The organism is Clostridium chrysemydis, assembly GCF_015234215.1.
Taxonomy (GTDB): Bacteria; Bacillota; Clostridia; order Clostridiales; family Clostridiaceae; genus Clostridium; species Clostridium chrysemydis.
Map to the genome: position 1 here is coordinate 1,194,128 of NZ_JADEKP010000001.1, position 24,527 is coordinate 1,218,654.

At 29.3% G+C, this 24,527-nt stretch carries 21 protein-coding genes, 1 tRNA gene and 2 other annotated features; of the genes, 5 read left to right on the forward strand and 17 right to left on the reverse strand.

Going from position 1 to position 24,527, the window contains the following annotated elements:
• Positions 1 to 65 precede the first annotated feature (65 nt).
• From INR60_RS06045 to ytxC, 12 genes are all read right to left on the reverse strand, one after another.
• Positions 66 to 2,426 (reverse strand): endonuclease MutS2, encoded by a 2,361-nt coding sequence (locus tag INR60_RS06045; protein WP_194190579.1) that lies wholly within the window; start codon positions 2,424 to 2,426, stop codon positions 66 to 68.
• Positions 2,427 to 2,429: 3 nt separating this feature from the next.
• Positions 2,430 to 4,775, reverse strand: a complete 2,346-nt coding sequence (locus INR60_RS06050; protein WP_194190580.1) for a U32 family peptidase — start codon at positions 4,773 to 4,775, stop codon at positions 2,430 to 2,432.
• 113 nt (positions 4,776 to 4,888) lie between these two features.
• Entirely contained in the window at positions 4,889 to 6,817 is a 1,929-nt protein-coding gene (gene zapA, locus INR60_RS06055; RefSeq protein WP_194190581.1) for a cell division protein ZapA, read from the reverse strand.
• Between the two features lie 175 nt (positions 6,818 to 6,992).
• Entirely contained in the window at positions 6,993 to 9,377 is a 2,385-nt protein-coding gene (pheT, locus tag INR60_RS06060) for a phenylalanine--tRNA ligase subunit beta (RefSeq protein ID WP_194190582.1), read from the reverse strand.
• A gap of 31 nt (positions 9,378 to 9,408) precedes the next feature.
• On the reverse strand, positions 9,409 to 10,428 hold the full coding sequence (pheS, locus tag INR60_RS06065) for a phenylalanine--tRNA ligase subunit alpha (protein ID WP_194190583.1): 1,020 nt from the start codon (positions 10,426 to 10,428) through the stop codon (positions 9,409 to 9,411).
• Between the two features lie 60 nt (positions 10,429 to 10,488).
• Positions 10,489 to 10,715 (reverse strand) — a binding site (T-box leader).
• 59 nt (positions 10,716 to 10,774) lie between these two features.
• On the reverse strand, positions 10,775 to 11,548 hold the full coding sequence (locus INR60_RS06070) for a TrmH family RNA methyltransferase (RefSeq protein WP_194190584.1): 774 nt from the start codon (positions 11,546 to 11,548) through the stop codon (positions 10,775 to 10,777).
• A 17-nt stretch (positions 11,549 to 11,565) separates the two neighbouring features.
• The gene (locus INR60_RS06075) at positions 11,566 to 12,234 is read right to left on the reverse strand and encodes a potassium channel family protein (RefSeq protein WP_194190585.1); all 669 of its coding nucleotides are present in this window, start codon (positions 12,232 to 12,234) and stop codon (positions 11,566 to 11,568) included.
• 11 nt (positions 12,235 to 12,245) lie between these two features.
• Positions 12,246 to 13,592 carry a TrkH family potassium uptake protein gene (locus INR60_RS06080; protein WP_194190586.1) on the reverse strand — a complete coding sequence of 449 codons (1,347 nt, stop codon included), beginning with the start codon at positions 13,590 to 13,592 and terminating at the stop codon, positions 12,246 to 12,248.
• Between the two features lie 196 nt (positions 13,593 to 13,788).
• On the reverse strand, positions 13,789 to 14,145 hold the full coding sequence (gene rplT, locus INR60_RS06085; RefSeq protein WP_194190587.1) for a 50S ribosomal protein L20: 357 nt from the start codon (positions 14,143 to 14,145) through the stop codon (positions 13,789 to 13,791).
• Positions 14,146 to 14,171: 26 nt separating this feature from the next.
• Positions 14,172 to 14,369, reverse strand: a complete 198-nt coding sequence (rpmI, locus tag INR60_RS06090; protein ID WP_194190588.1) for a 50S ribosomal protein L35 — start codon at positions 14,367 to 14,369, stop codon at positions 14,172 to 14,174.
• 20 nt (positions 14,370 to 14,389) lie between these two features.
• On the reverse strand, positions 14,390 to 14,929 hold the full coding sequence (gene infC, locus INR60_RS06095; protein WP_238480394.1) for a translation initiation factor IF-3: 540 nt from the start codon (positions 14,927 to 14,929) through the stop codon (positions 14,390 to 14,392).
• Between the two features lie 15 nt (positions 14,930 to 14,944).
• Positions 14,945 to 15,073, reverse strand: a sequence feature (ribosomal protein L20 leader region).
• A gap of 39 nt (positions 15,074 to 15,112) precedes the next feature.
• Positions 15,113 to 15,985, reverse strand: a complete 873-nt coding sequence (ytxC, locus tag INR60_RS06100; protein WP_194190589.1) for a putative sporulation protein YtxC — start codon at positions 15,983 to 15,985, stop codon at positions 15,113 to 15,115.
• Positions 15,986 to 16,130: 145 nt separating this feature from the next.
• Here ytxC and INR60_RS06105 point away from each other — a divergent pair, with 145 nt between their 5' ends.
• Positions 16,131 to 16,823, forward strand: coding sequence for a DUF6873 family GME fold protein (locus tag INR60_RS06105; protein ID WP_194190590.1), 693 nt, complete (start codon positions 16,131 to 16,133; stop codon positions 16,821 to 16,823).
• A 65-nt stretch (positions 16,824 to 16,888) separates the two neighbouring features.
• On the opposite strand, the gene INR60_RS06110 is transcribed toward INR60_RS06105, so the two are convergent.
• Positions 16,889 to 17,536 carry an HDIG domain-containing metalloprotein gene (locus INR60_RS06110; RefSeq protein WP_194190591.1) on the reverse strand — a complete coding sequence of 216 codons (648 nt, stop codon included), beginning with the start codon at positions 17,534 to 17,536 and terminating at the stop codon, positions 16,889 to 16,891.
• Positions 17,537 to 17,625: 89 nt separating this feature from the next.
• On the opposite strand from INR60_RS06110, the gene INR60_RS06115 reads away from it, so the two are divergent.
• A tRNA-Cys gene (locus INR60_RS06115) sits at positions 17,626 to 17,697 on the forward strand.
• Positions 17,698 to 17,811: 114 nt separating this feature from the next.
• Here the strand turns inward: INR60_RS06115 and hslO are convergent.
• From hslO to INR60_RS06130, 3 genes are read right to left on the reverse strand one after another with little or no spacing between them, the layout of a single operon-like run.
• On the reverse strand, positions 17,812 to 18,699 hold the full coding sequence (gene hslO, locus INR60_RS06120) for an Hsp33 family molecular chaperone HslO (RefSeq protein ID WP_194190592.1): 888 nt from the start codon (positions 18,697 to 18,699) through the stop codon (positions 17,812 to 17,814).
• A 2-nt stretch (positions 18,700 to 18,701) separates the two neighbouring features.
• Positions 18,702 to 19,451 carry a class I SAM-dependent DNA methyltransferase gene (locus INR60_RS06125; RefSeq protein ID WP_194190593.1) on the reverse strand — a complete coding sequence of 250 codons (750 nt, stop codon included), beginning with the start codon at positions 19,449 to 19,451 and terminating at the stop codon, positions 18,702 to 18,704.
• 43 nt (positions 19,452 to 19,494) lie between these two features.
• The gene (locus tag INR60_RS06130) at positions 19,495 to 19,782 is read right to left on the reverse strand and encodes an alpha/beta-type small acid-soluble spore protein (protein ID WP_194190594.1); all 288 of its coding nucleotides are present in this window, start codon (positions 19,780 to 19,782) and stop codon (positions 19,495 to 19,497) included.
• Between the two features lie 275 nt (positions 19,783 to 20,057).
• Between INR60_RS06130 and INR60_RS06135 the strand changes: the two genes are divergently transcribed.
• Genes INR60_RS06135 through dapB form a run of 3 tightly spaced genes read left to right on the forward strand, consistent with a single transcriptional unit; the run spans position 20,058 to position 22,710 of the window.
• Positions 20,058 to 21,044, forward strand: a complete 987-nt coding sequence (locus INR60_RS06135; protein ID WP_194190595.1) for an aspartate-semialdehyde dehydrogenase — start codon at positions 20,058 to 20,060, stop codon at positions 21,042 to 21,044.
• Between the two features lie 22 nt (positions 21,045 to 21,066).
• Positions 21,067 to 21,945: a 4-hydroxy-tetrahydrodipicolinate synthase gene (gene dapA / locus INR60_RS06140; protein ID WP_194190596.1), complete on the forward strand. Its 879-nt coding sequence runs from the start codon at positions 21,067 to 21,069 to the stop codon at positions 21,943 to 21,945.
• Positions 21,946 to 21,957: 12 nt separating this feature from the next.
• Complete coding sequence (gene dapB, locus INR60_RS06145) at positions 21,958 to 22,710, forward strand: 4-hydroxy-tetrahydrodipicolinate reductase (RefSeq protein ID WP_194190597.1); 753 nt, start codon at positions 21,958 to 21,960, stop codon at positions 22,708 to 22,710.
• Positions 22,711 to 22,805: 95 nt separating this feature from the next.
• Here dapB and INR60_RS06150 read toward each other — a convergent pair whose 3' ends face one another.
• A complete protein-coding gene (locus INR60_RS06150) occupies positions 22,806 to 24,476 on the reverse strand; it encodes a peptide ABC transporter substrate-binding protein (protein ID WP_194190598.1) in 1,671 nt (556 codons plus the stop codon).
• Positions 24,477 to 24,527 lie beyond the last annotated feature (51 nt).

Genomic DNA, 24,527 nt, shown 5'->3' on the forward strand with positions numbered 1-24,527 from the left:
TAATCGTTAATCATTTTTAGTTTTTTGGTGTAACTGGATTTAAAAATCCAGTTACAATTTTAACATTATTTTAAAGTTACTATAGTTACTCCGTCTCCACCTTCACCGTAAATACCTAGTCTATAACTCTTTACATGAGGGTGTCTTTTTAACATATCGTTTATAGCTTTTCTTAAAACGCCAGTACCTTTACCGTGTACTATTGAAACTTCTGAAAGATTAGCTCTATAAGCATCATCTAAATACTTATCGCAAGTATAACAAGCGTCTAATGCATCCATACCTCTTAAATCTACTCTAGAATCAACAGAACTTAAATTTAATTTAACTTCTCTTTTTTTCTTTTCTTTTTTAGCTTTTTTGTTGTTTGTTGAAACTCTTAGATCTTTAGCTTTTACACTAATTTTCATAATACCAGCTTCAACTTGAACTTCACCCTTATTATCTGGAAGTGATATAACTATTACATTTTGATTTAATGAAGGAAGGAAAGCTTCCATTCCAAGAGAAATATTTTTAATAGCTTCTCCGTCATTTTCTTTGCTTTTATTAATAGCTCTTTCCTTTTCTTCTAAACTATCTTTAAGCTTCTTTCTCTCTTCTTCAAGTCTATTTCTTCCACCACCTGAAATTCCAAGCTTTTCAAGTTCTCTCATTGCTTTTAAGATATCATCAGCCTCTTCTTTAGCTTTAGATATAATATCTTTAGCTTCACGCCTAGCATCCATATAAGCTTTATCTTTAGTATTATCTAATCTCTTTAGTTTTTCTTCGTATTCTCTTCTAAGTTTTAATACTGTAGCTCTTTCATTTTGAGCTTCTCTTGCTTCTTTTTTAGCTATAATACTCTTTTCTTGAAGGTCTTTAATTAGATCTTCGAATTGTAGATTTTCTTCATCTATAAATTCTTTTGCCTCTTTTATTACATCATTTGAAAGACCTAGTCTTCTTGATATTTCAAAGGCATTAGATTTACCTGGAACTCCAATTAAAAGTCTATATGTTGGTCTTAAAGTTTTAATATCAAACTCAACTGAAGCATTTTCAACATCTTCTGTTCTTAAAGCATAGCTTTTAAGTTCGCTATAGTGAGTAGTTGCTATAACTTTAGTTCCTCTTCTTTTTAAATTTTCTATAATTGAAGCTGCAAGTGCTGCCCCTTCCGTAGGGTCTGTACCTGCTCCTAATTCATCAAAAATTACTAAAGACTCCTTAGTTGCCTCTTTCATAATATCTACTATATTGGTCATATGACCTGAAAAAGTTGATAGAGATTGCTCTATACTTTGTTCATCTCCTATATCTGCAAAGATTTCGTAATAAAACCCTACAGTAGACCCTTCCATAGCTGGAATTAAAAGACCGCTAAGAGCCATTAGATGAATACTTCCAACTGTCTTTATAGTAACAGTTTTACCACCAGTATTAGGTCCTGTAATCATAAGAACGTTATAATCTTTTCCAAGATAAATATCAGATGCTATAACTTTGTCTATATCTATTAAAGGATGTCTTGCACTTATTAAATCAAAACTTCCGTCTTCTGATACTTTAGGAATAGTTCCTTCTATTTTTAAAGCGTAATTAGCTTTTGCAAAAATAAAATCTAAAACTCCAAGCATTTTGTTATTGCTTTTTAAAAGGTCTATATTATCACGTACTTTATCTGTAAGTTCTCTTAAGATTCTTTCTATTTCTTTTGCTTCTTTAATCATAAGTTCTTTTATTTCGTTATTTAAATTAACAAGGCTTGTAGGTTCTATATAAACTGTCGCGCCTGTTGAACTTGAATCGTGAACTATACCTGGAACTTGTGATTTATATTCAATTCTTACAGGAAGTACGTATCTATCACCTCTCATTGTATAAAGGTTATCTTGAAGATAACTTGAATTACTTTTTACAAGCGAGTTTATCTTTTCTCTTACAGATGAATTTTTTTCTTTTAAGTTTCTTCTAATATTATATAAAGTACTTGAAGCCCTATCTGATATTTCATCTTCTGAAATAATAGCCCTTTCAATATCATCTTCTAAAGATTTAACTTCTCCTAATATAGAAACTAAATCTTCAATTTTTAAAAATGCAACTTCATCTTCTTCTCTTTTTGTGTATTCTTTAAAAAGCCTAGAACATCTTAACATATTTCCTATGTTTAATAGTTCTAAAGGATTTAAAGACCCTCCTTTAGATGCTCTTAAAAGTCCTTCTTTAACGCCCTCCATATTTCTAAAAGGAGGGGCCCCTTTTATATTTATCATATCTAATGCTTCTTTAGTTTCTTCTAAAGAGTTAATAACTTCAAATCTTGATTTTTTAGGCTTCATCTTGTTTATAAGATTTTTACCACCTGATGTTTTTGCGTAATTCCTAACACTATCTTTAATTTTTTCGAATTCTAAAACCCTAAATGTTCTCTCATTCATTATCTATTCTACACCTCTTCTATAATGGCCTTTAGTATAGTTTTTATCATCTACTTCTTTATTTCCTTTTAACTCGTCTATAATTTCTCTAACTTCTTTTTTAGTTTCATTTGTAAAGTCTAATCTAAAGGTATCTATACCTATCTCTTTTAAATCATCTAAATCATTAATTAAATTAGTCCCTAGACTATTTAAAATGTAACTTCTACAAAAAATATCTGTCATTAAAGGTAAGCTTTCACCTACTCTATCTATAAGATTAAACCTATCTTTTTCACAAGGTCTACTGCAATCTTTTTTTGTAGTTTTCCCACCAAAGGTACTTCCAATTGGGCAGTACTCACTTATCATAAGTTCAGTTTTTCCGTAAAGTATCGTTGATATATTTCCTTTAAATCCTTTTAAAACTGACTTCATTTCTTTTCTGTTTAATTCTTGACTTATAGTTAAAAGGTTAATATCTTCACTATAAAAATCTAAGGCCTTACTATTAAATATGTTAAGTTTGTAATCACCTATAATTTCTAATTCATTTTTATATTTATTTATTATTCCAACATTTGAAGTTAAAATTCCAAATATATCTTCTTTTAAATCATCTATAACTTTTATAACTTTATCTATTTCACCTTTTAAGATGTTTGGAATCTTTAAAATAATTTCGTTATTCTTTTTCATTTCTTCTATGTCTCTTATTTTAATTCCATCTTCATCTCTACTAAATACATCTACTATGATATATTTAAACTCATCTTTTATTTCGTTATATTGCTCTTTTAAAACTACCTTAGGTATAACTAACCCTTTAAGTTTAGTTTCTTTTATCTTAGATTCAAATTTATTTACTTCATTTGGTCTTCTTCTTCTGTAGCTTTTTTGAGTTTCTTTTATAACTTTATCAAATAGCTCTCTTCTAAGTTCGTTAAACTCACCAACTCTTAAAAATCCGTCTGTAAAATGGCTAAATTCTATATTATTAAACTTATAAGGATAATCTCCTGATTTACTTAAAGCTTTAATTATTCTTTCTTTATCTAAAGGTTTATTTGTAGCTTCTAAAACTTCACTTCCAGAAACTTTATATTCTGTGCCTTTAAAATTAGTCGTTAATTCTACACTTTCACCTAGTTTAAATTTAACTAATAGGTTTAAAGGAATTTTCTTTATATAAGGCTTAATCGTGCTTTTTAAATCTTCATTTAAATCTTTATCAGCCATTTTATAAATATCTTCTGACTTTTTATAGCCTAATGGGAATAGCTTAACCTTATCACCTTTAGAAGCCTTTTTAACTTCCTCATTTCCTTTTATTATTTTATTTATCACAAAGCCTGAGTCTCCGTGCCTTACGCCGTCTCCAAGGCTTATATCACCTTCTAATAAAACTTCTAAACTAGGAAGCACCTTTCCAAGATATATTCCAGTATTTTTAGGGAAGTTATAACTCATCATATCTTTTCCAGTATCTTTTTTTAGGAAAGCTTTAGTAAAGCCTCCTCTATTAAATAATTGAAGTAATTCTTCCTTTCCTTTTTTAAGGTCAAATAGTTCTTTATTTAATTCCTTATCTACAGCTTTTCTATAATTTCTTACTACTCCAGCTACGTACTCTGGTCTTTTCATTCTTCCTTCAATCTTTAAACTATATGTGCCTGTATCTATAATATCTTTAACGTCCTCTATAGTGCACATATCTTTAGGTGATAAAAGATATCCTCGTCTCTCATCGCCTTTTGTGTTTTTAAGAGTATATTCCATTCTACAAGGCTGAGCACATCTTCCTCTATTTCCGCTTCTTCCACCTATCATAGAACTCATTAAACACTGCCCTGAATAACAAATACAAAGAGCTCCGTGAACAAACATCTCTGTCTCTATTTTTAAGTCATCTGATATGTATTTAATTTCATCAAAACTAAGTTCTCTTGATAAAACTATTCTATGGAATCCTTTATCTTTAAAATAAATTGCTCCAAGTCCGTTATGTATAGTCATTTGAGTTGACGCATGTATTTCAAAGTCTTTATAATTTTCTCTTATTTCTCTATATAAACCTAAATCTTGAATTATAAGTGCATCTACACCTATCTCATAAAGATATCCTACATATTTTATTGCTTTTTTTAACTCATCCTCTTTTAAAAGGGTATTCATGGTAACATATACGCTTACCCCATAGCTGTGAGCATAATCTACAGCCTTTTGCATTTGTTCGTTATCAAAGTTTGATGCATATGCTCTAGCTGAAAACTTATTTCCACCTAAATATATTGCATCACATCCGTTATTTATAGCAGCATATAAACTTTCTAAGCTACCTGCTGGCGCTAATACTTCTATTTTATTCATTATTATCATCTCTCCTAAATGTAAAAACACTTACTTATCTTCTGTTTATTCTAGCATATTAAAGGCATAAAAACAAAGCGCTTAAATAATTTCTCTAAGCGCTTAATATTTACTTATTTTAAAAGTACATTTCCTTTTGAATTTATGCGTAGCGTTTCATATTTTTTAGTTATTATTGCTAGTTCTAAAGTCTTTTCATGCAATTTTTTTTCAAGGTCTGCACATTTGTATTTTTTACTTATAAGTTCTTCTCTAGTTTCTTTTCCTGACTCTAATATTAATCTTTTTTGATTCTTAGCTTTATTTATCTCATCATTTAAAGTTTCAATCTCTTTTTCTTTTAAATTAAACTCCAAGTCTAAATTCTCTATTTTTTCTTCTTTATTTTTAATCTCTATTAATAAATCATTTTCCTTTTTCTTATACTCTTCTATTTCAACTCTTGAAGAATTAAATCTCTTTTCAAGTTCTTCTATGATTAATTCTTTATTAGAAAGACTACTTCTAGCCTCTTCTAATTCACCTTCACTTTTACCTAAAAGATCTGATAGATGATTTATCTCTTCTTTAATTTCTAGATTCTTGCTTCTTTGCATATCTAATTCCATCTCTAATGAAGCTTTGCTATTTTTAATCCTATCTAAACTATCTTTAAGTTCTTGCTTTTCTTTTTTATTTTCTTCAATCTCTTTGTTTAAAACATTATTTTTAAATTTAATTCCCTCTAAATCCTTTTCTTTTATTTCTATTATTTTATTTAAATCTTCTACCTTGCCTCTAAGACTTGTCTCTTTTTCACTTAGAGTAACCGCTTCATTTTCTAAGAATTTCTTTTCATTTTCTAACTTTCTAACCTTTTCTAAAAGTTTATCCTTCTCTAATTTTAAATTGTTTTTATCCTTCTCTTCTTTTAAGAACTTTGATTTCAAAGTATCAAGATTTAATTTTTTTAATTCTAATTCTTCTTTTATAGTAAGATTTTCTTTTTCTATATTTTCTTTTTCTATATTTATCTTTTCAAACTTTTCTTTTGTTTTTCTTAGTTCTTTATTTAAATTAGTATCTAAATCTTTTATATTTTCATTTAGAGATTTAATAATATGGTCTTTTTCAGATTTTAAAAGGTTTAATTTATTTTCATTTTCTTCTTTTAATAACTTAACTTCTTCTATCTTTTCTTTTTTAATATTTAATATATTTTTTTCACTTTCTTCTTTCACATCTTTTATTTCTTTTTCTTTTATATCTAAAATGCTATTTATCTTATCTTCATTTTCTTCTTTCAATTTAGATATAGTAATTTTATTTTCTTCTTTAATTTTATTTATTAAATTATTTTTTTCATTTTTTAATGAAGTTATCTCATTATTTTTTTCTCTTGTAATTTTATTTACTTCATCTACCTTTTCTTTTGAAATTCTCTTTATTATATTATCCTTCTTTTCATTTTCTTTATTTAAATTTAAAATAGTATCTTTAAGAGATTTTTTTTCTAACTTATTTTCATTATTTTCCTTAAGCAAATTATCTTTTTCTATTTTTAAATCTTTTAAATCTTTTAAAACTTTTTTTATCTCGTCTTTTAAGTTGTTTACCTCTTTATTTTTAGTAGATAAATTTAGCTTTAGATTTTCAGCATCTTTTATTAAAATATTTTTTTCTTTTAATAATTCCTCCCTATCTTTTTTAAGTCCAGATATAACACTTTCAAATCCTAACTTTTCTTTTTCAGTTTCTTTTTTAACTTCGTCTAGATTTTCTTTTAACCCATCTATAGTTTTATAAAGAGTTTTTTTCTCTTCTTCTAAATTATTTCTGTTTTTTGCAAGTTCCCTTAACGCATCATCAGTTTTATATAATTCATCTGTAATATTTACAGCTGTTAAAACTGCAGCTTGAGAAACTGATAACATATTGTTTTTAGAACCTATCTCTTTTAATTTCCCATCTACATAAGAAGATATTTCACGAAGATAATCTTCATTCCCCTCTCCTCTTAAGTTATAATCTACCCCATTTATATTAACTGTAATTTTCTTCATATTTTTGCCACCTCAAAATTTTATATACTTATACTTTAATTATATTTAAATTTTTGCAATTTAACAATTATGTTAAGTAAAATTTAAATATTTCCCCCTTCTATTTTACCATATTTTTGAATAAAATAGAAAAAAAGCCATGATTTTCATCATGACTTTTTAAATTTCTATTTTTTTATCTTAAAATTGCACCTAATTTGTGCTCTAAAGCTCTTAATATTTTATCGTGAACTTTATTTACTTCTTTATCAGTTAAAGTTTTTTGTGGATTTCTATAAGCTATTGCATAAGCTATACTTTTTTTACCTTCTGGGATTTGTTCTCCCTTATAGATATCAAAAAGTTCAACTTTTTCAACTAAGTTTCCTGATGCTTTTCTTATAGTATCTTCTATATCTCCAACTAAAATTGAATCTTCTACTAAAAGTGCTATATCTCTAGTTACTGCTGGGAACTTTGGAAGTTCTTTATATTTTTTCTCAGTAACTGAGTTATCATATATAGAGTCTAAATCTAATTCTGCTATATAACAAGGTTTATCTATACCAAAGTTTTCGTTAAGGTTTGGATGAACTTCCCCAAATACTCCAGCTTCTGTTTTTCTTCCAACTATTAGTTTTGCAGTTTTTCCTGGGTGGAAGCTAGGATTTTCGCTTTCTCTTTGGAACTTAACTCCCTTAACTCCTAAACCTTCAATTAAGTTTTCAACTATTCCTTTAAGGTTTAAGAAATCAACATCTCCATACATTCCTATAGTTAAAATGTTTTTCTCTACAGGTAGATCTTCTTCATTTTCTGAAGGAGTGTAAACTTTACCTATTTCAAATAATAAAGCTTCACTATTACTTCTTGCAGAGTTTCTATCTAATGATTCCATCATTGAAGCTATAGTAGTAGTTCTCATTACGCTATAATCTTCTCCTAATGGATTTTTGATTTTAACTACATTTCTTAAAGTGCTATCTTCTTTAAGGTTTATCTTATCGAAAGCTTTAGGTGATATAAATGAGTAACTTATAGATTGGTTTAATCCTGAAGATGTCATTAATCTAATCACTTCTTCCCCTAACACTTCATTTTTGTATTTAGGTTCTCTTTCAGTTTGAACTTTAAAAATAGTTCCTTCTATGTTGTTGTATCCATAAATTCTTGCGATTTCTTCTGCTATATCTTCTTTTATAGCTATATCAATTCTAAATGTTGGGATCGTTATTTCTAAGTCTTCCCCTTTGATTTCTGTTTTTAAGTCTACGCTATCTAAACATCTTTTCATTTCTTCGATTGATATTGAAGTTCCTAAGAATTTATTTACCCAAAGGCTAGAAACCGTTATAGCTCCTTCTTCTTTAACCTCATTATAAACGTCTATAGTTCCTTCCATAACTTCACCTGCGTTTAGTTCACAAACTAAAGCACAAGCTCTATCTAAAGCTAACTTAGCAAGGTTTGGATCTATATCTTTTTCAAATCTTGATGAACTTTCTGTTCTTAATCCTAATTTTTTAGAATTAACTCTTATGTTAGTTCCTTCAAAGTTTGCACATTCAAATATAATTTCTGAAGTATCATCTTTAACTTCTGAGTTTAATCCACCCATAATTCCAGCTAAAGCTACAGTTTTATCTCCGTCTTTTATGCAAAGAATAGATGAATCTAATTCTCTTTCTACTTCATCTAAAGTAGTGAATTTTTCTTTTTCTAAAGCTCTTTCAACAACTATAGTATTTGTTGATATTTCTCTTTTATCAAATGCATGCATAGGTTCTCCTATTTCAAGCATAACAAAGTTTGTTATATCAACTATATTGTTTATAGGTCTAACTCCAGCTTCTAAAAGTCTCTCTTGCATCCATTTTGGTGATGGAGCTATTTTTACGTTTTTAACTCCTCTTGCCATATATCTTCTGCAAAGAGAATCTTTAACTTCTACTTTTAAAGAGTTTTCTATATTTTCTGATGATTTTACTTCGTAATTCATGTTTGGCATTTTATACTCTGTTCTTAAAGTTGCAGCAGTTTCTCTTGCCATTCCAACCATACTTAAACAGTCTGGTCTGTTTGAAGTTATATCAAAGTCTAAAATTTCTTTTTTAAGACCTAAATAAACTTTCATTTCTACTCCTAAAGGTGCATCGCTATCTAATATCATTAGACCATCTACTTCGTCTTCACCTTTAAGTCCAAGTTCAGCTTCTGAACAGAACATACCGTTTGATACTTCTCCTCTTAGCTTTCCTTTTTTAATTTCAGTTCCGTCTGCAAGAATTGATTTGTGAAGGGCTACAGGAACTTTATCCCCTTCTTTCATATTAGTTGCAGCTGTAACTATTTGAATTTCTTCGCTTCCGATATCAACTTGACAGATGCTTAACTTTTCAGCATCTGGGTGTTTATCTATTTTAGTAATTAAACAAGTAACTACTCTACTTATATTGTCTCCTTGTACTAACACTCCTTCTAAAGCTGAACCTGAAAGAGTTAGCGCGTCTCCTACTTCTTGAGCCGTCATTTTTTCATCTATTTTAACATAATCTTTTAACCAACTGAATGGGACTTTCATCTTAATACCTCCTAAATATTTAATGCTTTAATTAGAATTGATCTAAGAATCTCATATCACTTTCGTATAATAATCTTATATCATCTATACCGTATTTAAGCATAACCATTCTATCTACTCCAAATCCAAATGCGAATCCTTGGTAGACTTCTGGGTCTATGTTGCAGTTTCTAAGAACGTCTGGATGAACCATACCGCAACCTAAAATTTCTATCCAACCGCTACCTTTACATACTTTACAACCTTCTCCGCCACAAACAAAGCAAGTTGCATCCATTTCTGCTGAAGGTTCTGTAAATGGGAAATGGTGCGGTCTAAATTTAGTTTTAACCTTTTCTCCAAACATTTTCTTTGCAAATAATTCTAAAGTTCCTTTTAAATCTGCAAAAGTAACTCCTTTATCTATAACTAACCCTTCCATTTGGTAGAATATTGGAGAGTGAGTTGCATCAACATCATCTGATCTATAAACTTTACCAGGTGAGATCATTTTTATAGGTGGAGTTTGTTTTTCCATAGTCCTAACTTGAACTGGTGAAGTTTGAGTTCTTAAAACTAAATTATCGTTTATATAAAAAGTATCTTGCTCACTTCTAGCTGGATGATCCTTTGGTATATTTAAAGCTTCAAAGTTATATCTATCTAATTCTATTTCTGGCCCTTCTTCAATTGTGAATCCCATAGAAACAAAGATATCTTTCATACTTTCTAAAGTTAAATCTAGAGGGTGTCTTTTACCTACTCTATTTTTCTTACCAGGAAGAGTTATATCAATAACTTCACTTTGAAGTTTTTCTGATTTTTCTCTTTCTTTAATTGAAGATTTTATTTCCTCAATTCTTAATTCAACTTCACTTTTAACTTCATTTACTAACTTACCAACTAGAGGTCTTTCTTCGTTTGATAAATCTTTCATACCTCTTAATATAGTAGTAAGTTCACCTTTTTTACCAAGGTAGTTTACTCTTATTTCTTCTAGTTTTCCTGAAGTTTTAACTTCTTCGATTTTTTTTAGCGCTTCTTCTCTAAGCTTTGCAATTTTTTCTTGCATATCTATTCTCCTTTCAGATAAATACGGTATTTTAAACAATAAAAAAACCGTCCCTTAAAATAAAGGGACGGAAATAATCCGCGTTACCACCCTAATTGGTTATAAATTAATTACAACCCAACTCGATTAAGAATAACGGTCTTTAACCGCTAAAGACTACTTTAATTTCACCTTTAGTACTCCTGAGTGAACTTCAGCATTTTCAAATCTTTAAGAAACTTTCAGTCTAAGGTTTCTATTCCCTTTTAAAGTATCTAATACCTACTTTTCTCAATCTTAGTATTTATTATTTAAAATTATATGTTCATTATACATTTTAAAATATTATTTTTCAAGTGGTAATCTATTAAGACTTTTGTCTTACTCTTTCATACAAAACTATTGAAGTTGCAACTGCAACATTTAATGATTCTGCATTTCCTGGCATCGGTATTTTAACTTTTGAATCTGAAAGGTCGTATACTTCTTTTGAAACTCCGTTTCCTTCATTTCCAACTGTTACAACTACCTTACCTTTTAAATCTTCTTTAAAGAAATCACATTTTCCTTCTAGTGATGTTGCTAGAATTTTAAATCCATCTTCTTTTAAAGCTTTTAAAATATTTAAATCATCATCAAAAATTATAGGAAGATAGAAAATTGAACCCATAGTTGACCTTATAACTTTCTCGTTATATATATCCACTGTTCCTTTAGTTAATATAACCCCATCACAACCTGCTGCGTGCGCTGTTCTTATAATAGTCCCTAAATTCCCTGGGTCTTGAACCTTATCACAAAGTATATAAAATTCTTTAAAGTCTTTAGTTTTTTCTTTTTCCATATTTACTACGGCTATAATCCCTTGACTATTTGTAGTATCTGAAATTTCATTAAACAATTCATCTGTTAATCCAAAACTTCTACCTGAAAAATTATAATTTTCTAAAAGGTTTAGTGCTTTTTCTTCGCTTTGTTTATTAAAAAAAACTGAATCTAAAGAAGCACCAGCTTTTAGTGCTTCTTCTACGATTCTAAAACCTTCTATTATATATTTATGTTCTTTAGTTCTGTTTTTTCTATCTTTTAATTTTCTAGTTCCTTTAAAAATTGAGTTATCTTTACTTTCAATGTAAATCAAATTTCGCACCTCAAAAACTAATTTAATTTAACTATCATACCTTCAAGCTTACTTAAATCTTCAGCAGATCCTATTGCAATTAAGATATCTTTAGCTTCAACTACATCATCTGCTAAAGGTGAAAGGTTAATTTCATCCCCTCTTTTAATTGCCATAACGTTTATTCCGTATTTACTTCTAAGTTTTAATTCACCTAAAGTACTTCCAGTCCACTCTTCTAAACTTTCAATTTCCATTATGCTATAGTCAGGAGATAGCTCTATAAAGTCTAAAATACTTTCTGAAACTAAGTTATGGGCAACTCTAACCCCCATATCTTTTTCAGGTAAGATTACTCTATCTGCACCTATTTTATATAATACTTTCGCGTGTAAATCACTATTACCTTTAGCTATTATATATCTAACTCCAAGTTCTTTTACAAGTAAAGTTACCATAACACTTGCTTGTATGTTTGAACCTATAGTAACAACAGCTACGTCAAAGTTTCTTAAACCAAGAGATCTTAAAGCATTTTCATCAGTTGCATCCATTTGCACCGCATGAGTTACCTTATCTGAAATATCTTGTATTAAATCTTCATCTTTATCAATTACTAATACATCATTTCCTAGACCGTATAGCGTTTCTGCTACTGAAGAACCAAATCTTCCAAGTCCTATTACAACAAATTGTCTTTTTGCCATAAAATCATCCCCTAACCAATTAAAATCTTACCTTCTGGGTATTTCATTGTTCTTTTCTTTTTCTTTCTTAAGAAAGCTAGCGCTACAGTAAGAGGACCGACTCTACCAAAGTACATAGTAATCATTATGATTATTTTACCTATACTACTTAATCTTTGAGTTACTCCAGTTGTTAATCCTACCGTACCAAAGGCTGATGTAGCCTCATATAAAAGGTTTATAAATTTTTCATTTGGTTCTGTTACTGATAAAATAAGCGTTACTATTAAAACTAGTGACATCCCTATAAAAAATACAGCAAATGCCTTGTAGACTAAGTCTTTAGCAAATCTTCTACCAAAAACCTCTGTATCTTCTCTTCCTCTTATTACCGAAATAACAGTAAGTATAACTATACCAAATGTTGCAGTTTTAAGTCCTCCTGCAGTTGACCCTGGTGAACCACCTATAAACATAAGTAATACTGTAAGCATCTTTCCTGCTGTTGTCATCCCATCTGTAGATACACTGTTAAACCCAGCTGTCCTTGGAGACACTGCTGCAAAATAAGAGTTTAACACTTTATCTCCTACGTTCATATTACCTATAGTTTGAGCGTTATTCATCTCAAATAAATACATTAAAATTGTACCACCAACTATTAGAACTGCTGAAATTAACAGTACTATTTTTGAGTGAACTGATAATTTTTTAAGTCCCCTGTAATTATAAACTTCAAGCCAAACTGTAAATCCTAATCCACCGATTATTATAAGTAAACTTAAAGTTATAAGAATTACAGGATTATTATAATACCCTGTTACACTGCTAAAACCTCCTAAAAGGTCAAAACCTGCATTACAAAAACCTGAAATAGAGTGGAATATACTATAATAAATCCCTTTTAATAGACCAAATTCAGGTATAAATTGTGTTGATAAAAGTAATGCACCAAAAAATTGAACTGCAAATGTAAATCCTAATACGTATCGTACCATCTTTACAAGTCCTTGAATACTAAATGTGTTCATTGCTTCTTGCATAATTAATCTATCTTTTAAAGTTATCTTTTTCCCTAGTAATAATGCTATGAAAGTAGCAAAAGACATGAAACCCAGTCCCCCAATTTCAATTAAAAGCATTATAACTATTTGTCCAAACTGATTCCAGTAAGTACCTGTATCTAAAGTTACTAGACCAGTAACACAAACTGCTGATGTTGAAGTAAATACAGCATCTAAAAAGTTTGTATACTCACCACTTTTTGATGATATAGGTAGACTTAAAAGGATTCCACCTATAAGAATAACTATAAAGAAACCAAGTGCAAGAACTTGAACAGCGTTTAAATCAAGCTTCTTATTAATTTTCGTCTTCATTCAATCACCTCAAAGGTTTCCTAAACATTTAATCTTATTATATACTATTTTAATGCATATTATAAGCTTTATACATTATACTTTCCTTCTGTTAAATTAAAGTTTTATATTTGTTAAGTTTTATAAAACTTATCATTATAAAAAACTTCTATATATAAAGAAAATGCGACTAAACGTCGCATTTTACAAATCTATATTAAGCTAAGTGCTTTTTAGCAACTTCAACTAATTCAGCGAAAGCTTTTGGATCGTTGATAGCTATCTCTGATAACATTTTTCTGTTTATATCTATTCCAGCTAATTTGATTCCGTTCATGAATCTTGAGTATGAAAGACCATTCATTCTTGTAGCTGCGTTTATTCTAGCTATCCAAAGTCTTCTGTAGTCTCTCTTTTTTAATCTTCTTCCAACGTAAGCATTTCTTAATGCTCTGATTACTGATTCGTTAGCTGTTTTGAATAACTTGCTTTTTCCACCGTAGTATCCTTTTGCAAGTTTTAATACTTTTCTATGATTCTTACGAGCGTTAACTGCTCTCTTTACTCTTGCCATTCTCTTCTAAACCTCCTGCGTTACTATTATAGGTATGGTAATAATTTCTTCATGTTTTTCTCTTGAGTTGTAGATACGTATCCACCTTTTCTAAGTTTTCTCTTAGTTTTTGAGCTTTTCTTAGTTAAGATGTGGCTTCTGAAAGCTTTAGCTCTTTTAAGTTTCCCTGTACCTGTCTTTCTGAATCTTTTTGCTGCACCTCTATGTGTTTTCATTTTTGGCATGATAAAATCCTCCTCTCAGTTTATGCCTTTTTAGGGCCTAAAACCATAGTCATATTTCTTCCTTCTTTTTTAGCAGGTTTTTCGATGACACAAACGTCTTCTAATTTTCCTACAAAGTTGTCAAGGATTTTTTGACCTAAATGAGTTAAACTCATTTCTCTTCCTCTGAATCTGACTGTGATTTTAACTTTATCCCCATCTAATAGGAACTTTCTTGCTTTTTTAGCTTTTATAGCAATATCATTTTCTTCTATTGTAAGACTAACTCTTACTTCTTTTATACTAATGATTTTTTGCTTCTTCTTTGCTTCTTTTTCTTTTTTAGATTGTTCGTATATGAACTTTCCTAAATCCATTATTTTAGCTACTGGTGGATTGGCAGTTGGTGATATTAACACTAAATCCAAATCCCCTTCATAAGCCTTTTCAAGAGCTTCTCTTGTTGGAATAATTCCAAGTTGCTCACCGTCTCCAGCTATTACTCTTAATTCTTTTGCTCTAATTTCTTCGTTAGCAATATAATTTTTACTAATGGCTTCCACCTCCGTCTTTATAACCATATACAGAATATATATATATAAATAAAAGGACGGCATATTGCCGTCCTTATTTTATCGAAAACAAATAATTAATTACGATAATTAACCAAGCGAACATCTTACACTAGAGTTGCTGGTGAGAAACGGCTGTTTCTTCTTAACAAAATTTATTATACATATTCTTTTTTATCTTGTCAACACTTTTTAGTTAATTTCTCTAGAAAATTCTAAAAATTTGACTCTCTCTACAAAGACCTTCTCTATTGTATCAAGAAATTCTCTATTTGTACATAGTTCTTTGTGATAAATTAAAATTTCTTTTGGTGCATTGGTTATAAGACCGCTTATAATCACATCTTCTACATTAACATCGTTCCCTATTTTAGAACCATTTAGATCTTTTGAAAATTCTTTTAATAGGTCTATCCCATCATTATCTCTTAAAATATAGTTTCCATCGTTATTAATATAGATGTGTATCTTTTCTATTTTGCTCTCTTGTATGTCTACAAAATATTTTAAAAGCTTTATAAATTCATTATATTCTTTTTCTACCATATATTTTTGAACTGTTTTATCTATAATTTTTTCTATATCTTCTCTTAAAGCTTTCATTCTAAAAGTTATAAAACCATTTATATTTAAATAATTTTCTTCTTCTAAACAATTCTTTATCTTTTCTACAATACCATTTATTTTATTTTGGCAGTAAATATCTTCTTCATCTTTTATACTATTTTCGCTATTTAAAGTTTCCATTATTCTTTTTTCCGCTTCAATAACATCTTCTCCTTTTAGGAAAAAGTAAGTATCCCACAAAAATTCAAATAATTCTTTTTCTTTGTAGTTTCTTATTACAAATTTGTATAACATATGGCTTACATATAATTTAATTTTTTCAAAAGCTTCCTCTTTTTCTCTTGCCTCTTCTGTCATGACTTTAACAATATGAAATTCGCCCTCAATTCTTTCTACTAATCCTATTACTATATTTTTTTCTTTAAGTAGGGTTTTCAAATCTTGTAACTCTTTTATAAAGTCTAACTCTCCCATATACGCAAGTTCTAGTACAAGCATAGATTTCACTCCCTTCTAGTAATAGTATGTATTAACATAACTAGTACTATACGAACCATAGTTTTCTTTTACTCCCAAAATTATTGAATATATTTTATAAAAATAGTACATTAAATATAAGCAAATTTTAGGAGGGCTTTTCTTTATGCTATGTTTTGTTGATTATAGAACAACTGATTTAGAAATAGAAAATTTAAAAAAGTTAAATCTTAAACCAATTAAAATTCCAAAGTCAGATAAATTATATGAGGCTATAGACGGCCACACTGATATTCAATTATCTATAGTAAATAAAAAAGTAATTCTTCATAAAGATATACCAAAATCCTTTTTAGAAGAATTGAATTTTAACGGTGTAGATTATATAGTATCAGATACATCATTAGAATCAACTTATCCTAATGATATTTCTTTAAACGCCTTAATAACTGAAGATTTTATTATGCATAACTTAGATTTTACTGATAAAAACATCTTAAAAAACTTTAAAGGTAAAAAACTTATTAATGTAAAGCAAGGCTATACAAGATGCTCTTGTCTGCCTATTAATGAGAATAATTTTATAACTACTGATAAAGGAATTCATAATTCTCTTTTAAAGGAAGGTTATAATTCTCTCCTTCTTCCACCTGGAGATATAGAACTTAAACCCTTTGAGTACGGTTTTATAGGTGGAGTCGGAGGGATGTTAAACAGAAATACACTTTTATTATTTGGTGATATTAATTTTTATAAATATAAAGATTTGATATTAAATTTTTTAAAGCCTTTAAATATAAAGATAGTGTCATTAAAGGGTGGAAAACTTACTGATAGAGGAAGTTTACTCATACTCTAATCACAATATATCTTACGCAAAAATATATTTTTTTGTTCAATATTAAATCTAAAAAGCTATAAAATTTATAGCTTTTTAGAAAATAACTCTCCACTAACTAATCCTTCTTCTTTGTACTTATTAAATAGAGAATTTACTTCATTTAAAATTTCTCTTCGCTCTTCTTTAGTAATTCCCCCTCTTCCAGCCTTATCCGAAATAAAAGTTAAAAGCAAATCATTTAAATCATTTTCTTTTTTCATGGCTTTAATATCACCAAAAGGCAAATTCTTTTTTATGTATATATGGTGCATATGAAACTTTATTGATTTAATTATCTTTTCTTTTTCTTCTTTATTAAAGGTACTAAAATTATCTAAAAATTCCTTTCCCATAATAGCACCAACTTTATCGTGATCATATGATGTCCACCTACCTTTAAAAAACTTAGTAGTTTTTGATTTTCCTATATCGTGAAGTAGAAGACCAAACATAAATGTTTTTTTATCGTTAGCAAACTCTCGAAGTTTAGCCCCTTCATCTATAACTAGCATCATATGATTCCAAACTACACCTTCGCTATGGTATTTTGGCGATTGCATAGTAAATCTAAGGTCGTCTAACATATTAAAAGGATAATCTTTAAGTTCTTCTTTTTCTATCATTCTATTTAAAATAAGAGAAGGTTTTTCACTTTCTAAAAGTGCCTTTTGAATTTTTTTAATCTTTTCCATAAAAAACTCCTTTTTTATTAACAATTAGTAATATAAACTCATATATTTTAGTATAATCTTATATAAAGAAATTTATTATTTTTTATTTTGGCGCTATAGCCAAGTGGTAAGGCGAAGGTCTGCAAAACCTCTATTCCCCAGTTCAAATCTGGGTGGCGCCTCTTCTTTTATTAGGATAGGCCTAACTCCTTCCTATCCTTATTAATTTTGCTTATCTTAAACATAAAAAAGTGAAGCGTAAAAATTTTACACTTCACTTTTTTCTTTTATATATTTTATTTGTTAGATTCTTCTATAAGCTTACCTATATCATCATGTGTAAACTCGTATTTAGTTCCACAGAAATGACAAACTATCTCTTCGCTTTTATTTTCATCATAGATTTCATTTAAATCCTTTTGCCCTATACTTAAAAGTGCCTTTTCAACTCTTTCTCTAGAGCAATCACATTTATACATAGGTTCTACAATTTCACTTGATATTTTAGGGTCCATATCGCTAAATATTAATTCTATAATATCTTCGATTGTTTTCCCTTCACTTATTAATGTAGTTATAGGTGGAATTTCTTCTAATCTATAAGTTATTATATCTGCTAAAAGCGGATCTGAGTCTGGCATCATTTGAATTATAAATCCACCTGAAGCTTTTATTGAATAATCTGTATCTACTAAAACTCCAAGTGATACAGCAGATGGAGTTTGCTCTGAAACTGTAAAGTAATAAGCTAAGTCTTCTGCTATCTCTCCTGTGTATATAGGAACTTGACCAACATACGGATCTTTAAGTCCCATATCTTTTATTACATATAACATCCCGTTTAGACCTAAGGCTCCACTTACATCTAACTTACCATTTGGCTTAAGTGGAATATCTACATTTGGATTTCCTATAAATCCTTTAACTGACCCGTCAGCATGTCCAGTTACAGTAACGCTTCCTGCAGGGCCTCCACCATTTATTTTAAGAGTTATAGCTTCTTTTTCTCCTTTTAATTGAACTCCCATAAGAGCACAACCTGTAAGCATTCTTCCAAGGGCAGCTGCTGACGTTGGAGTACACTCGTGTATTTTTACACCTTCGTTTACAAGATTAGTTGTAATTCCTCCAATAAATCTTATCATTCCGTCTTTTGCAGTACCTCTAATAATTTTATCTTTCATTTTTATCCCTCCAAATCTCCTTTTTTAAGGACATATAAAATTCTTTCTGACTGGTCTTTTACTGATTCTTTTGAATACCCGTCGTATTTACCTAAAATTTCAAAACCTAAACTGGCAACTAAGTTTTCTATAAATTCTTCTTTATATGCTCTTTCAAAATGTTCTTCTTCAAATCTTTCATATAATTCACCGTCTTTAATAAAGAAAGTTAAAAACATATTGACTATCTCATCTTCAAAGGAGTTTTCCCAAGAATAAAAAACTTCTTCTGAATTATATGTATAAATATTATTACCTAAAATAGTAGATAATTTATAGTAAGAATTTATATCAAAGATAAATATACCATCTTTTTTAAGGTGATTGTATACCCCTTTAAAATAATTCTCTAAATCTTCATCTTCTAAAATATAATTAGTAGAATCTAAAACTGAAGTAATTAAATCAAATTTATGATTTAAAGAAAGTTCAGTCATATCTTGGCAAACTATTCTACTTCTAATTCTAGCTTCTTTAAACTTTTCAAAAGCCTCTCTTAACATATCTTCTGATAAGTCTACAGCAAATGATTTATTAAACTCTTTAGAAAGTCTTAAAGATACATTTCCAGTTCCACAAGCTAAATCTAGATAATCCTCAAAATCAATTTTTAAATCTTTAGAGATATCTAAAATCCTATTACCTATTTTATCGTAATCTATATCTTCATTTATAAGTTCATCATAAATCTTTGCAAATTCGCCGTAAGCCATAAAACTCCCCCAGTCACTTTAAATACTATTTATTATATTATAATTATTTTTCTTTTAAGTCAATCTTATCTTCTTTTAAGGGTTCTCTACCTAGTATTTGCTCGTTTGTTGGAATATTTAATCTTTTCTTTCTACTTGTCATCATTCCACCTATTCTTCCTGTTTCTTCAGCCGTTAAAGATCCCCAACCTCCCTCGTCTACTTTATCACTTAAACCGAGTTCTCCTGCAATTTCGTATTTAATTTTTTCTCTCATCTTTTCTGCTTCTGTTAATTCTTTATTGGATTTTAATTTTGATTTAATTATTTTTTTTAAAGGTGTTTTACTCATACATAATCACTCCATTTCTTTATGTATTTTTTCCATATATTCACCTATTATTCAAAAAATAAAGTTTTCACAAATATAAATCTAAATTTAGAAAACATTTTGTAAAAAAAGTAAGTATTTTTTATATAATAAATTATAATATTTTATTTTTTTCTTTTAATAGTTCACTATTTTTACCATAGCTATTGATATTTACTCCGTTAAATCTTATAGTTAATATATATATTTATAAATGTAGATAAAAAATTTATCTACATAAATTAGGAGGGATTATTTTGTATAACGTTGCAGTAGTTGGGGCGACAGGTAATGTAGGTAGAAAAATTTTAGAAATTTTAGATGAAAGAAATTTTCCTATTAAAAACCTTTACCTTTATGCTTCAAAAAAATCAGCAGGTAAAGAATTAGAATTTAGAGGTAAGAAGTACGCTATTTTAGAAACTTCTGTAGAAAATATAGAAAATAAGGATTTAGATTTCGCTTTATTTTCAGCAGGTGGAGATACTAGTTTAAAATTTGCACCAGAGTTTTCTAAAATAGGTGCTGTTGTTATAGATAATAGTAGCGCTTGGAGAATGGACCCTAAAGTTCCTTTAGTTGTTCCAGAAGTAAATCCAGAAGACGTAAAATGGCATAATGGAATTATTGCAAATCCAAACTGTTCTACTATTCAAGCTATGCCAATTTTAAAAGCAATAGAAGATAAATACGGTTTAGAAAGAGTTGTATACTCTACTTATCAAGCAGTATCTGGTGCTGGCGCTGCTGCCATTTCTGATTTAGAAAACGGTCTTAAAGGAGAAGAACCTAAAAAGTTCCCATACCCTATAGCAGGTAATGTATTACCACATATAGATGTATTTTTAGATAACGGATACACTAAAGAAGAAATGAAAATGATTGAAGAAACTAGAAAAATCTTAGGTTTAAAAGACCTTAGAGTTACAGCAACTACAGCTAGAGTTCCTGTATTAAACTCTCACAGTGAAAGTGTTAACTTAGAACTTAAAAATGATTTTGAAATAAATGATATTTTAGAGTTATTAAAAAACACAGAAGGTGTTACTCTTTACGATGATAAAGATAACCTAATCTACCCAACTCCTCTTAAAGCTTCTGGAGAAGACAATATCTTTGTTGGAAGAATAAGAAGAGACTTTAGCTTAGATAAAGGTTTAAATCTTTGGATCTGTGCAGATAACATAAGAAAAGGTGCTGCTTTAAACGCAGTTCAAATAGCAGAAATCTTAATTAAAAAATAATTAAATTTGGAGGAATTTTTATATGGCTATTTTTGAAGGATCAGGTGTTGCTTTAGTTACTCCATTTAACGAAAACGGAGTTAACTTTGAAAAATTAAAAGAATTATTAGAGTGGCACGTAAGTATGGGAACTGATGCTATAGTTATATGCGGTACTACAGGTGAAGCTACTACAATGACTACAGAAGAAAAAAAAGAAGTAATTAAATTTACAGTTGATGTTATAAATAAAAGAATACCAGTTATTGCAGGTACTGGTACGAATAACACTAGCGCTTCAATTGAAATGAGTAAGTATGCAGAGTCAGTTGGAGTAGACTGTCTTTTAGTTATAACACCATACTACAATAAAACAAACACTAAAGGTTTATTTAAGCATTTTGAAGCTATAAACGATGCTGTTAATATTCCAATTATGTTATATAACGTTCCAAGTAGAACTAATATGAACATTTCGCCTAGCATGGTTTTAGAATTATCAAAACTTAAAAATATAGTTGCAGTAAAAGAAGCTAGCGGAAACTTTAGCCAAATTGCAGAAATACGTGCATTACTTGGAGACAAAATAGATATCTATTCTGGAAATGACGATCAGATAGTTCCTGTTATGTCTTTAGGTGGAAAAGGTGTAATATCTGTTTTAGCAAACGTTGTTCCAAAAGAAGTTCATGAAATGACAAAAGCTTATTTAAATGGCGAGTGCAAAAAAGCATTAGACATTCAAATAGAAACTTTAAATCTTTCAAACTCACTTTTTTTAGAGACAAACCCAATCCCTGTTAAAACAGCTTTAAACCTTATGGGTAAAGAAGTAGGTCCTTTAAGATTGCCTCTTTACGAGATGGATGAAACTCTTAAAGAAACTTTAATTAAAAATTTAAAAAATCACAATTTAATTTAAGGAGATAAAAAAATGGTTAAAGTATTATTAAACGGTTGTTCTGGAAAAATGGGAACAGCGATATCTACTCTATCTAATGATTTTGACGATTTAGAAATAGTAGGTGGAATAGATAGATCAAAAAATAGTTTTGATTACCCGATTTTTGCATCTCCAAATGAAGTTACTATAGAATACGATGTATTATTAGACTTTTCAAGAGCTGATGCATTAAAAGGATTATTAGACTTAACAGAAAAAACAAATAAACCACTTGTAATTTGTTCAACTGGTTTTACAAAAGAAGATTTAGATTTAATAGATGAAAAATCTAAAACTCTTCCTTTATTTAAATCTGCTAATATGTCACTTGGTATAAACTTAATAAATTCACTACTTAAAAAGGTGTCTCCTCTTCTTTATGGAAATTATGATATAGAGATAATTGAAAAGCACCACAACCAAAAAGTAGATTCTCCAAGTGGTACAGCTATCCTTTTAGCAGATACTATAAAAGATTCACTTAAAGACGAAACTCACTATGTATATGGTAGAGAAGGTCAAAAGAAACGTGAAAAATCTGAAATAGGTATTCATGCAGTTAGAGGTGGTGGAATCGTTGGAGACCACGACGTTATATTTGCAGGTAAAGGTGAAGTTATAGAACTTTCACACAAAGCTATTTCAAGAGATGTATTTGCAACTGGCGCTTTAAAAGCTTGCGAGTTTATGGCAAAAGTTAATAAACCTGGCCTTTATAATATGGATGATGTTATAGGCTTATAAGAAAAAGAATGCTGAATTTTCAGCATTCTTTTTTGCTCTAAATATAAAAGACTAAGTTCTAAAAAGAACTTAGTCTAATTTTTATAAATAATTTCTTATTTTTGGATTTCTACTTTATCAAAGTAAATTTGTCCAAGTGGTGAAACGTGTAAGCCTTTAACGTATGGTTGGATACCATAAGTTTTAGTGTAATCATATAAAGGTATGATTGGCATTTCATCCATTAATACATCATCAGCTTGTCTCATATATTCAAATCTCTTAGCTGGATCTGATTCAGTTTTAGCTTTTTTAACTAATTCATCATATTTTTTGTTTGAGAAGTGAGCATCGTTGTTACCCCAAGTAGCTTGTTTTCCATCTTCTCCGCTAACCCACATATCTAAGAAAGTCATAGGGTCTACGTAGTCAGCTGACCAACCGTGTCTTGCGATTTCATATTCACCTTTTTGTCTAGTATTTAAGAATACTGCCCACTCTTGGTTAGTTAATTCAACATTTACACCGATTTTCTTCCAGTTTTGTTGAATAACTTCCATAACTGATTTGTGATCACCTTCTGAGTTATACATTAATTTAAATGTAGGTAATCCCTTACCATCTTTATATCCAGCTTTTTCTAATAATTTCTTAGCTTCTGCTACATTATCTTCAAATTTTGTTGGATCGAATTTATTTTCTTTAAAATCTTTTCCATCTGGTCCTTGGATTCCTGCAGGTACGAAATCTGCTGAAGGAACTTGACCACCCTTAGTTACATCTTTAACTATAGCTTCTCTATCGATAGCTAAAGCAAGTGCATGTCTTACATCTTTATTGCTTAATGCCTTTTTAACATCAGCTGGTAATTTATCTGTGTTATTTCCAACATTTACGCAAACGAAGTATGTTCCAAGATTTGGGAAAGTTTGAACTAATCCTTTTTCTTTTCCATCTTCCATTCTTTCAGATGGAACTACTCCAACCATATCAAAGTCTCCAGACTCAAGTGAAGCGTATGAACTAGTTGAATCAGTTGCCATTTTGTAAGTTAACTCCTCAAGTTTTATAGCATCTTTATTCCAATAGTTATCATTTTTAACGAATTTGTATGAATCCTTCATTTGGTAATCTTCTAACTTGAATGGTCCATTAGTTACAAAAGTTTCTGGCTTTTGAGTCCATTTGTCTCCATTAGCTTCAACTATATCCTTTCTTACAGGCATGTAAGTTGGGAATGCCATAAGCTCTAAGAAGTATGGAGTTTTTGTATTGATTTGAACTACTAAAGTTTTATCATCTTTAGCTTTAACTCCAACGTCATCAGCTTTAGCTTTTCCGTTATAATATTCTTCCCCATTTTTTAAATAGAATAATTGATAAGCATATTCAGAAGCTGTATCTTTATTTAATACTCTCTTCCATGCATATTCGAAATCAGAAGCCTTTACAGGTTGTCCATCAGACCATTTAGCATTTTCTCTTAAGTGGAAAGTATAAGTTTTTCCATCTTCTGAGATCTCCCATTTTTCTGCAACTCCTGGGATAGCTTTGTCTTTATCATCTAATCTAACTAACCCTTCAAAGGCATTCCCTATAATTGTAGACCCGTCTACAGCTGTGTTTAATGCAGGGTCTATAGTTTCTACTACTGCCCCAACATTATATAGAAGTTTTTGATTTGACCCGCCTGCTGAATCATCAGAACCACATCCAACGAAAACAGAAGCTGAGATTGCTACAGCTAAAGCTACAGCACAAAGTTTTTTAATTTTACTTACTTTCATATTTTATCCCCCTTCTTATTTATATAATAATAGCTTACTTTTAGCTTATTA

What these genes read in the sequence shown, in the direction of transcription:
- INR60_RS06050 (WP_194190580.1), bottom strand. Translation starts at nt 4,775, where the DNA reads ATGAATAAAATAGAAGTATTAGCGCCAGCAGGTAGCTTAGAAAGTTTA.
- INR60_RS06075 (WP_194190585.1), bottom strand. Translation starts at nt 12,234, where the DNA reads ATGGCAAAAAGACAATTTGTTGTAATAGGACTTGGAAGATTTGGTTCT.
- pheT (WP_194190582.1), bottom strand. Translation starts at nt 9,377, where the DNA reads ATGAAAGTCCCATTCAGTTGGTTAAAAGATTATGTTAAAATAGATGAA.
- INR60_RS06080 (WP_194190586.1), bottom strand. Translation starts at nt 13,592, where the DNA reads ATGAAGACGAAAATTAATAAGAAGCTTGATTTAAACGCTGTTCAAGTT.
- dapB (WP_194190597.1), top strand. Translation starts at nt 21,958, where the DNA reads ATGGTTAAAGTATTATTAAACGGTTGTTCTGGAAAAATGGGAACAGCG.
- INR60_RS06130 (WP_194190594.1), bottom strand. Translation starts at nt 19,782, where the DNA reads ATGAGTAAAACACCTTTAAAAAAAATAATTAAATCAAAATTAAAATCC.
- rpmI (WP_194190588.1), bottom strand. Translation starts at nt 14,369, where the DNA reads ATGCCAAAAATGAAAACACATAGAGGTGCAGCAAAAAGATTCAGAAAG.
- INR60_RS06110 (WP_194190591.1), bottom strand. Translation starts at nt 17,536, where the DNA reads ATGGAAAAGATTAAAAAAATTCAAAAGGCACTTTTAGAAAGTGAAAAA.
- INR60_RS06045 (WP_194190579.1), bottom strand. Translation starts at nt 2,426, where the DNA reads ATGAATGAGAGAACATTTAGGGTTTTAGAATTCGAAAAAATTAAAGAT.
- INR60_RS06105 (WP_194190590.1), top strand. Translation starts at nt 16,131, where the DNA reads ATGCTATGTTTTGTTGATTATAGAACAACTGATTTAGAAATAGAAAAT.
- infC (WP_238480394.1), bottom strand. Translation starts at nt 14,929, where the DNA reads ATGGTTATAAAGACGGAGGTGGAAGCCATTAGTAAAAATTATATTGCT.
- hslO (WP_194190592.1), bottom strand. Translation starts at nt 18,699, where the DNA reads ATGAAAGATAAAATTATTAGAGGTACTGCAAAAGACGGAATGATAAGA.
- rplT (WP_194190587.1), bottom strand. Translation starts at nt 14,145, where the DNA reads ATGGCAAGAGTAAAGAGAGCAGTTAACGCTCGTAAGAATCATAGAAAA.
- pheS (WP_194190583.1), bottom strand. Translation starts at nt 10,428, where the DNA reads ATGCAAGAAAAAATTGCAAAGCTTAGAGAAGAAGCGCTAAAAAAAATC.
- zapA (WP_194190581.1), bottom strand. Translation starts at nt 6,817, where the DNA reads ATGAAGAAAATTACAGTTAATATAAATGGGGTAGATTATAACTTAAGA.
- dapA (WP_194190596.1), top strand. Translation starts at nt 21,067, where the DNA reads ATGGCTATTTTTGAAGGATCAGGTGTTGCTTTAGTTACTCCATTTAAC.
- ytxC (WP_194190589.1), bottom strand. Translation starts at nt 15,985, where the DNA reads ATGCTTGTACTAGAACTTGCGTATATGGGAGAGTTAGACTTTATAAAA.
- INR60_RS06125 (WP_194190593.1), bottom strand. Translation starts at nt 19,451, where the DNA reads ATGGCTTACGGCGAATTTGCAAAGATTTATGATGAACTTATAAATGAA.
- INR60_RS06150 (WP_194190598.1), bottom strand. Translation starts at nt 24,476, where the DNA reads ATGAAAGTAAGTAAAATTAAAAAACTTTGTGCTGTAGCTTTAGCTGTA.